Raw genomic sequence first — 9,872 nt, forward strand, 5'->3', positions numbered from 1 at the left:
CGACGTGCAGGACTACCGCCGCATCGATCCCCGTTTCGGCTCTCTGGAGGAAGCGGAGCAGCTGATCGCGGAGGCGCTCGCTCTGGGCATCCGCACGATCGTCGACATCGTGCCCAATCACATCTCGGATCAGCACGAGTGGTTCCAGCGGGCGCTGGCGGCGGGTCCAGGCAGTCCGGAGCGGGAACGGTTCTGGTTCCACCACGGCCGCGGGGAGCACGGCGACGTCATCCCGACGAACTGGGTGTCGAGCTTCCAGGGAGAGACCTGGTCGCGCACGCGGAACCCCGACGGCACCGACGGCGAGTGGTACCTGCATCTGTTCACCCCCGAGCAGCCGGACCTGAACTGGAACCACCCCGATGTGCGACGTGAGCACGAAGACGTCCTGCGGTTCTGGTTCGACCGCGGGGTCGCGGGTGTCCGGATCGACTCGGCGGCTCTTCCCGTCAAGGACCCCGCGCTTCCCGACCTCCCCGCAGGTTCGGCGCCCACGGTGGACCATCCGCACATCGACCGCGACGAGCTGCACGACATCTATCGCGAGTGGCGTGCGGTCGCCGACGAGTACGACGGGGAGCGGGTGCTCGTGGGCGAGGTGTGGCTCGAGGATGCAGAGCGATTCGCCCGGTACCTGCGGCCGGGGGAGATGCACACCGCCTTCAACTTCGGCTTCATGACGCAGCCGTGGAGTGCGCGTGCCATGCGCGATTCCATCACCCGCACCCTCGCGGAGCATGCGCCGGTCGGTGCCCCGGCCACGTGGGTGCTCTCGAACCACGACGTCACGCGTCCGGTCACGCGGTACGGGCAGGCGGATTCCTCTTTCGCCTTCGAGCGCAAGCGCTTCGGCACCCCGACCGACGCGGCTCGCGGTGCGCGAAGGGCCCGCGCCGCCGCGCTGCTCGTCGCCGCGCTGCCGGGCAGTCTCTACATCTACCAGGGGGACGAACTCGGCCTTCCTGAGGTCGAGCTGCCGCTCGACGCGATCGAAGACCCCATGCACTTCCGCTCCGGTGGGGTCGACCCGGGACGCGACGGCTGCCGAGTGCCGCTGCCCTGGACGGGGGCGACGAGCCCCTACGGCTTCGGCGGCGCTCCCTGGCTGCCGCAACCCGAGGACTGGGCGGCGCTCACCGTCGAGGCGCAGGATGCGGACCCCTCTTCGACGCTCAACCTGTATCGCACGGCGATCGCTCTGCGACGGCGCATCGACGACTTCGCCGGCGACCACCTGGAGTGGCTCGAACTGGGCGCCGACGTCCTTTCCTTCCGCCGTGGTGACGGCACGCTCAGCGTCACCAACCTCGGGGCGGTCGCCGTGCCGCTGCCTGCACACCATGAGGTCCTCCTCTCCAGTGCGCCGCTCGACGGCGTGCTCCCACCCGACTCCACAGCCTGGCTCGCTCTGCGCGCCACCCCCACGCGCTCGCAGTGAGCGCCGTCGTGATCCTGCACCACCCGTTCAGCACCACATGGAAGGACAGACAATGAAGTCACCAACGAAGGCCATGGTCGCCGGCATCGCCGTGCTCGCGACGGTCGGCGCCCTTGCCGGATGCACGTCCGCCGGCGACGGGGACGGCGCCGACGGACGCCTCGAGCTGCGCGTCGCGACGTTCCCGCCCGGGGCGGATGCGGCCGCGTACGATGCGTTCGCCGCGCAGGAGAAGCAGTTCGAGAAGGAACACCCCGATATCGACATCATCGGTGTCGAGTACGAATGGGAAGGCCCCACGTTCGCCGTGCAGCTCGCCGGGGGAAGCCTGCCCGACGTCTTCACCGTGCCGTTCACCGACTCCAAGACCCTGCTCGAGAACGGGCAGCTGATGGATGTGACCGACGCGATCGAAGAGCTCGGCTACACGGACAAGTTCAACCCCATCATCCTCGACGCGGTCACCGGCGCCGACGGCAAGATCTACGGCTTCCCGCGGCAGGCGTACGCCGCAGCACTGCACTACAACCGCGACCTGTTCGAGCAGGCGGGGCTCGACCCCGACAGCCCTCCGGAGACGTGGGACGAGATCCGCGAGGCCGCCAAGAAGATCACGGACGCCACCGGCAAGGCCGGCTACGCGCAGATGGCCATCAACAACACCGGTGGATGGCAGCTCACGTCGCAGACCGTGGCCCGTGGTGGTCGCACGCAGACTGACAACGGGGATGGCACCGCTGAGTCGACGATCGACAACGACGCGACCAAGGCCTCCCTCCAGTTCCTGCACGACGTGAAGTGGGAGGACAACGCCTTCGGCTCGAAGGTCGACCTCGACTGGGGGACCATCAACCAGGAGTTCGCTGCGGGCAACATCGGCATGTACACCTCCGGCTCCGACATCTACACCGCTCTCGTGCGCGACTTCGGCATGGACTCGGACATCTACGGCATGACCGTCGTGCCCATGGAAGGCGACGACCCCGGCACGCTCGGCGGCGGTGACATCGCGGTGATCAGCCCCACGGTCGACGACGCGACCAAGGAAGCCGCAGTGACCTGGATCGACTGGTACTACATGCAGAAGCTCATGGACAAGGACGCCGCGGTGCTCGACGCGAAGACCCTGAACGAGTCGGGCCAGGCCGTCGGCACTCCGCTGCTGCCGGTGCTCAGCCGGGAGCTGTACGACGAGTCGCAGGAGTGGATCGCCGACTACATCAACGTGCCGGTCGACCAGATGGCTCCGTTCAGCGACCGCATCTGGGATCAGACGCCGGTGGGGGAGCCGAAGGTCAAGACGCAGGAGGTCTACGCCCTGCTCGACACCGTGGTGCAGAAGGTCCTGACCGACCAGAACGCCGACATCGACGCTCTCCTCGCCCAGGCGCAGAGCGATGCGCAGGCGAAGCTCGACGAGTAACCCTTCATGACGATGACGCTCCCCGAGCAGCGGGCGGCGGTGGAGGATTCTCCGCCGCCCGCTGTGCGCCGCTCCCGCCGCCGCTCACCCCTCACCTGGTTCCGCGGCGGCGGGCTCGCGAACCTCCTGTTCGTGCTCCCGATGCTGTTCGTGTTCGTGTTCTTCTCATGGTCGCCGATCGTGCAGTCGGTGGTCATGAGCCTGCAGAAGACCAACCTGATCGTCTCCGAGTGGGTCGGGTTCGACAACTACCTCGCGGTGATCGGTGACCCCGAACTCGGCCGCGCTGTGGTCAACACGCTGTGGTTCGCCGTGCTCGCTCTGCTCTTCGGGTTCCCGCTGCCCCTGCTGATGGCCGTACTCATGAGCGAGGTGCGCCGCGGCAAGGGCATCTATTCCGCGCTCGCCTATCTCCCGGTCGTCATCCCGCCGGTCGTGGCCGTGCTGCTGTGGAAGTTCTTCTACAGTGCCGATCCGTCCGGTGTGTTCAACACCGTGCTCGGGTTCGTGGGCATCCCGCCGCAGCCGTGGATCCAGGACGCCGTCCAGGCCATGCCCTCGCTCGTGCTGGAGGCCACCTGGGCCGGAGCCGGCGGATCGATCATCATCTACCTCGCGGCGCTCCTGGGTGTGCCACCGGAGCTCTACGACGCGGCCGAGGTCGACGGTGCCGGCGTCTGGAAGAAGGTCTGGCACGTCACGCTGCCGCAACTGCGCGGCATCCTCTTCATCATGCTGATCCTGCAGGTGATCGCGACCGCTCAGGTCTTCCTCGAGCCGTTCCTGTTCACCGGCGGTGGCCCCGCGGGAGCGACCAAGACCGTGCTGCTGTACATCTACGACAAGGCCTTCCGGAACAGCCTGGGCGGCGACTACGGCGAGGCCACGGCTGTCTCGGTGCTGCTGGCGATCATCCTCGCCCTCCTCTCCTGGCTGTACTTCAAGCTGACCGACCGTTGGAGCACGACGTGAGCCTCACCACCCGCCTCTCGACCCGCGCCGCAGAGAGGGCCGCGGAGAAGGCCGCTGACAGTGCGGGCGATCGCACCGTCATCTCCGACTCCGAACGTCGGCGCCCCGGCATCCGCATCGGGATGACGCTCACGCACGTGTTCCTCGCCGTCGGGCTGGTCGTCGCCGGACTCGGTCCCATCCTGTGGCTCGCGAAGTCGGCGATCACGCCGACGCAGGACACCCTGCAGCAGCCGTTCGCGCTGTGGCCGAACGGCATGGACTGGGAGAACCTCTCGACCGCGTGGAACGACATCCACATCGACCAGTACTTCCTCAACACGGTGATCATCGCGCTCGGGGCCTGGTTCGTGCAGCTGTTCATCGCGACGACGGCGGGCTATGCGCTCTCGGTGCTGCGCCCGACCTACGCGCCCATCCTCAACGCGCTGGTGCTGGCGACGCTGTTCATCCCCGGGATCGTGCTGCTGGTGCCGCTGTACCTGACGATCGTGCGTCCACCGCTGCTGGGCGATGTGAGCCTGCTCAACAACTACCTCGCGGTGTGGCTGCCGATGGGCGCGAACGCCTTCAACATCCTGCTGGTGAAGCGGTTCTTCGACAGTCTTCCGCGCGAGGTGTTCGAGGCCGCGCGCACGGATGGCGCCGGGCCCTTCCGGCTGTTCTGGTCGATCGTGCTGCCGATGTCGAAGCCGATCCTCGGGGTGGTCTCGGTCTTCGCGATCATCGCCGCGTGGAAGGACTATCTCTGGCCCATGCTGGTGCTGCCCGATCCCGCGGTGCAGCCGCTGTCGGTGCGGCTCCCCGCCGTGCAGTCGCAGACCGAACTGGACGTGTTCCTGGCCGCGCTCGCGATCGCGACCCTGATCCCGATCGCGATGTTCCTCGTCTTCCAGTCGGTGTTCCTGCGCTCGGCAGGTCTCGGCGGTGCCGTGAAGGGGTGAGACGCGTCGAGACCCACGTTCCGCGTCGAGACCCATCGCCGGCGACGCATCCTGCGATGGGTCTCGGCGATGGTAATGGGTCTCGACGACTCAGGTGGGTGGAGTCGGAGGAAGCAGCGCGTCGATGAGGGCGCCCATGATGCCGGGCATGTCGACGGTCGGGTCGATCATCCACTGCAGCTGAAGTCCGTCGGATGCGGCCTGGATCACGCGGGCGAGGGCGTCCGGATCCAGGGGGGAGCGGCGACCGTCGGCTCCGAAACCGTCGGCGATCGACTCCCTCAGCCGCTCGCTGCGGTCAAGGAAGTACTGGTGGGCCGGATGCTCCGGGTCGGCGGCATCCACCGAGAGCCGCGAGAACAACGCGACGATGCCGGGAACCTCGGTGTTGTGGCGGATCACGTCGAGGAAGGCGGTGCGGGCATCGTCGGCCCCGAGTCCTGTCGGGTCGAGACCGTCATGCGCATCGCGGGTGCGGAGCACCTCGGTGAAGAGCTCCTCCTTCGATCCGAAGTAGTGCAGGAGGGCGGCGGGTGTGACACCGACGACCTCGGCGATCTCCTTGAGCGAGGCGTTCTGATACCCCTTGCGTCCGATCACGTCGAGGGCGCTCTCGAGGATCTCCTCGCGCCTCGCGACACCCTTCGCGTACGAACCTCGTCGTGTCATGACTCGACCCTAATCCTGAATGATGTTTGAAATCTAATACTGAAAGGCATAAGGTTTTCGCAAGGACATCGCCGTCGCCCGCGAAAGGAACACAATGACCGAGAACTCGGCTTCCGACCTGACCCTCGAGGAGAAGGCTTCGCTCACCAGCGGTGCGGACTTCTGGACGACGAAGGCGATCGACCGCGTGGGCATCCCGTCGGTGATGATGACCGACGGACCGCACGGTCTGCGCAAGCAGTCGGGCAGCACCGATCACCTCGGCCTCGCGAGCAGCGTCCCCGCCACGTGCTTCCCGCCCGCCGTCGGCATCGGCTCATCGTGGGATCCCGAGATCATCGAGCGGGTGGGCGCCGCGATCGGCATCGAGGCCGCGATCGAGGACGTCGCGGTCGTGCTCGGACCCGGCATCAACATCAAGCGCTCACCGCTGTGCGGCCGCAACTTCGAGTACTTCTCGGAAGACCCGATCGTGTCGGGCGTGCTCGGAGCCGCGTCCGTCCGCGGCATCCAGTCGAAGGGCGTCGGCACCTCGCTCAAGCACTTCGCTGCGAACAACCAGGAGTTCGACCGCATGCGCGCGAGCTCCGACGTGGATCCGCGTCCGCTGCGGGAGATCTACCTGCGCGGATTCGAGCGCGTCGTGAAGGACGCTGCGCCGTGGACGGTCATGTGCTCGTACAACAAGCTCAACGGCGTCTGGACCTCCGAGGACCCCTGGCTGCTCACCAGCGTGCTCCGCGACGACTGGGGCTTCGACGGCCTCGTCGTCTCGGACTGGGGAGCCGTGAACGACCGCGTCGCCGGCGTCGCCGCAGGACTCGACCTGGAGATGCCCTCCTCCGGTGGGAGGACGGATGCGCAGCTCGTCGCAGCCGTGCGCGCCGGCGAACTCGCCGAGAGCGTGCTCGACACCGCAGCCGGTCGCGCGATCGACCTCGTGCGCAAGGCCGCCCGGCGTCCTGCCGTGTCCGGCCCGCTCGACGTCGACGCGCACCACGCGCTGGCCAGGGAGGCCGCTGGTCGGTCCATCGTGCTGCTGAAGAACGACGGTGCGCTGCTGCCGCTCGCCGACGACCAGAAGGTCGCCGTGATCGGCGCGTTCGCGACCGAGCCGCGGTTCCAGGGAGCGGGCTCTTCGCTGATCAACCCCACGCGCATCGACGAGGCCCTCGACGGACTGCGCGCCGTCGGCGGCGACCACGTCACCTACGCCGCGGGCTTCGCGGTCGAAGGCGGTGCCATCGCCGCGTCCGGACGCTCTGCAGACGACCTGCGGGCGGAAGCCGTCGACATCGCGACGGCGGCTGACGTGGCCGTGCTCTTCCTCGGGCTCCCGGCCGCGGAGGAGTCGGAGGGCTTCGACCGCGACCACATCGATCTGCCCGCCGAGCAGCTTGCGGTGCTCGATGCCGTGCTCGCGGTGAACCCTCGTGTCGTGGTGGTGCTGTCGAACGGCGGCGTGGTCGCGCTCCCCTTCGCCGACCGTGTACCCGCGATCGTCGAGAGCTGGCTGCTCGGTCAGGCGGGCGGCAGCGCTGTGGCTGATGTGCTCTACGGGGCGGTGAACCCCTCGGGCAAGCTCACCGAGACCGTGCCGGTGCGGCTCGAGGACAACCCCTCGTTCGGCAACTTCCCCGGAGAGTTCGGACATGTCCGCTACGGCGAGGGCCTGCTGGTGGGCTACCGCTGGTACGACGCGAAGGGTCTCGACGTGACCTTCCCCTTCGGCCACGGTCTCTCCTACACGACGTTCGAGTACGCACCTGCGACGGCCGAGGTCGGAGCGGACGGCGACATCGTCGTGCGCGTCGACGTCACGAACTCCGGAGACCGCGACGGCCGCGAGGTGGTGCAGGTGTACGTGGCTCCGGCGACATCGATCGTGCAGCGCGCACCCCGCGAGCTCAAGGCCTTCTCCTCCGTCGCGCTCGCCGCAGGGGAGACCCGCACGGTCGAGCTGGTCGTGCGGCGCGAGGACCTCGCCTACTGGGATGTCCGCGTCGACCGCTGGGTGGTGGAGGGCGGCGAGTACATCGTCGACGTCGCCGCCTCCAGCCGCGACATCCGCTCCACCGCGACCGTCGACATCGCCGGAGACACGGTGCGCCAGGAGCTGACCATGAACTCCTCGGTCGGCGACCTGATGTCGCACCCCGTCGCGGGCCCGATCGTGCAGCAGGCTCTCGGTGGTCTTCTGGGCGGGTCCGGCGGCGATGCGGCAGCGGCGTCGATGATGCCGAACGACGAGGCGATGCAGAAGATGATGGCGTCGTTCCCGATCGGTCGCCTGGCCGGTTTCCCGGGCCTTCCCGTCGACTTCGAGCAGATCGAGCAGCTCATCGCCGCAGCGAACGCGGGGGACTCAGCCGCCCGCTGACCCGTCGGTGCCAAGCGACATTCCGGTCGCACTTTCCATCGCTCCCGCCGAGCGGGAACGACGGAGAGTGCGACCGGAGTCTGCATTCGGCCAGGCCGTCACGACCGCATGCGCACCGTCCGCGTGTGGGAGCCGTGCCCGAGTTCCTCGACGGATGTTCCTGGCAGGTCGAGTTCCGCGGTCGCGCCGACCGGGACCACGACGCCGACGTGCAGTCGGTCGCCGTCGACGCGCCACGAGATCGACGCGACTCCGTAGGGAGTGCGCTGCGTCGATGAGGCATGTGTGAGCCCACCGCCAGGGCGCGGGGCGAAACGGATGCGGCGGTAGCCCGGTTCCGCGGCGGCGAGCCCTGCGACGCTGCGGTGCAGCCAATCGGCGACGGCGCCCAGCGCGTAGTGGTTGAACGATGTCATGGTGCCGGGGTTCACCGTGCCGTCGGGGAGCATCGCATCCCAGCGCTCCCAGACCGTGGTCGCTCCCTGCACGACCTGATACAGCCACGACGGGCAGCCCTGCTCGAGCAGCAGGTCGTACGCGGTGTCCGCATGGCCGGTCATGGTCAGCGCGTCGCAGACCAGCGGTGTGCCGACGAAGCCCGTCGCGATGCGATTGCCTGCCTCTCGCACCAGCTCGGCGAGACGCGCCCCTGCCGCTGCGCGCTGCGTGTCGTCGTCGAGCAACGCGAACACGATGGCGAGGGCGTACGCGGTCTGAGCGTCCGAGGTCATCGTGCCGTCGGCTCGCACGTAGGCCGCGCGGAAGGCGGCGGCGACCTCGGTGGCGAGAGTCGCATAGCGCGCAGCCTCTGCGGGGAGCCCGAGCACCCCGGCCATTTCCGCGAGCGCCCTGGCCGATCGGGCGAAGTAGGCCGTGGCCACGAGGTACCGATCCGTGCGGCCGGCTCCGGGATCCTGCGGGGGAGCGGCGGGATCGAGCCAGTCGCCGAGCTGGAACCCCTCGTCCCACAGTCGGTCGGGTCCGGCCAGCGAATCGACCTTGTCGACCCAGCGGCGTGCGCTCTCGAACTGCGTCGCCAGCACGCCGGTGTCGCCGAAGCGCTCGTACAGGGTCCAGGGCAGCAGCGTGGCGACGTCTCCCCAGGCGGCACCAGCCCTGGCCGGGGACCAGACCTTGTGCGACGGGATCACCGGCACGAACCAGGGCACAGTGCCGTCGGGCAGCTGATCGGCCTCGACGTCTCTGAGCCACCCGGACAGCATCCCCGAGACGTCGAAGAGTGTCGACGCGGTCGGGCCGAACACCTGCACGTCGCCCGTCCAGCCCACGCGTTCGTCGCGCTGCGGACAGTCGGTGGGGATGTCGACGAAGTTCCCCCGCATGCCCCAGACCACGTTGCGGTGCAGCTGCTCGACCAGCGGATCGGAGCACGTGAACCATCCGGTGCGCTCGAGGTCGGTGTGGAGCACACGGGCGACGAGTGCGCCGGCCGCGGCATCCGCGTCGAGGTCGCCCGGCCACCCCGAGACCTCTACGTAGCGGAAGCCGTGGAAGGTGAACCGCGGCTCCCATTCTTCGCCGCCCTGATGTCCGGCCAGCGTGTAGGCGTCGCTCGAACGGGCGCTGCGCAGCGGACGCGTGTAGATCTCGCCCTCCTGTAGAACCTCCGCGGTGCGCAGCGTCACGGTGGCACCGCGGGAACCCGCGACGCGGATGCGGACCCTGCCGACGAGGTTCTGCCCGAAATCGAGGATGCGTGCGCCGCTCGGTGAGGTGAGCACGGCGATCGGGGCGACCTCCTCCGTCACGCGCACGGGCGGGCCGGTCGGGGCGACCAGGGTTCGCGGGTCGCGTTCGCGCACGGCGACAGGGAACCATCCGGTGTCGTCGAACGGCGCGGTCGTCCACCCGGTGTGCTCGTGCCGTGCGTCGTAGTCCTCGCCGTCGTAGATGCCGGAACGGAGGATGGGGGAGAGTGATGCCCTCCAGGATTCGTCGGTCGCGATCGTCTCGCGCCGTCCGTCCACGTAGACGAGCTCCAACTGGCCGAGGAAGGACAGGTCGCTGCCGAAGACGTTGCGATGA

7 protein-coding genes are annotated in these 9,872 nt (G+C 68.5%); 5 read left to right on the top strand and 2 right to left on the bottom strand.

Annotation, left to right across the window (positions count from 1 at the left end; translation table 11 throughout):
- The 4 genes from AX744_RS07840 to AX744_RS07855 all read left to right on the top strand — a co-directional run.
- On the top strand, positions 1-1,438 hold a 1,438-nt coding region (locus tag AX744_RS07840; RefSeq protein ID WP_061016172.1), incomplete at its 5' end, for an alpha-amylase family glycosyl hydrolase.
- 52 nt (positions 1,439-1,490) lie between these two features.
- On the top strand, positions 1,491-2,861 hold the full coding sequence (locus tag AX744_RS07845) for an ABC transporter substrate-binding protein (RefSeq protein WP_061016174.1): 1,371 nt from the start codon (positions 1,491-1,493) through the stop codon (positions 2,859-2,861).
- 6 nt (positions 2,862-2,867) lie between these two features.
- Complete coding sequence (locus AX744_RS07850) at positions 2,868-3,833, top strand: carbohydrate ABC transporter permease (protein ID WP_171010978.1); 966 nt, start codon at positions 2,868-2,870, stop codon at positions 3,831-3,833.
- A complete protein-coding gene (locus AX744_RS07855; RefSeq protein ID WP_046746726.1) occupies positions 3,830-4,777 on the top strand; it encodes a carbohydrate ABC transporter permease in 948 nt (315 codons plus the stop codon). Before AX744_RS07850 ends, AX744_RS07855 begins: the two co-directional genes overlap by 4 nt.
- Before the next feature lie 90 nt (positions 4,778-4,867).
- Here the strand turns inward: AX744_RS07855 and AX744_RS07860 are convergent, their stop codons facing one another.
- A complete protein-coding gene (locus AX744_RS07860; RefSeq protein WP_061016176.1) occupies positions 4,868-5,446 on the bottom strand; it encodes a TetR/AcrR family transcriptional regulator in 579 nt (192 codons plus the stop codon).
- Between the two features lie 94 nt (positions 5,447-5,540).
- Between AX744_RS07860 and AX744_RS07865 the strand changes: the two genes are divergently transcribed.
- Entirely contained in the window at positions 5,541-7,826 is a 2,286-nt protein-coding gene (locus tag AX744_RS07865; protein WP_061016177.1) for a glycoside hydrolase family 3 C-terminal domain-containing protein, read from the top strand.
- A gap of 98 nt (positions 7,827-7,924) precedes the next feature.
- Here the strand turns inward: AX744_RS07865 and AX744_RS07870 are convergent.
- A partial coding sequence (locus AX744_RS07870; protein WP_061016180.1) for an alpha-L-rhamnosidase occupies positions 7,925-9,872 on the bottom strand: 1,948 nt, incomplete at its 5' end.

The sequence above is a fragment of the Microbacterium sp. CCH5-D1 genome (assembly GCF_001557335.1).
Lineage (GTDB): Bacteria > Actinomycetota > Actinomycetes > Actinomycetales > Microbacteriaceae > Microbacterium > Microbacterium oxydans.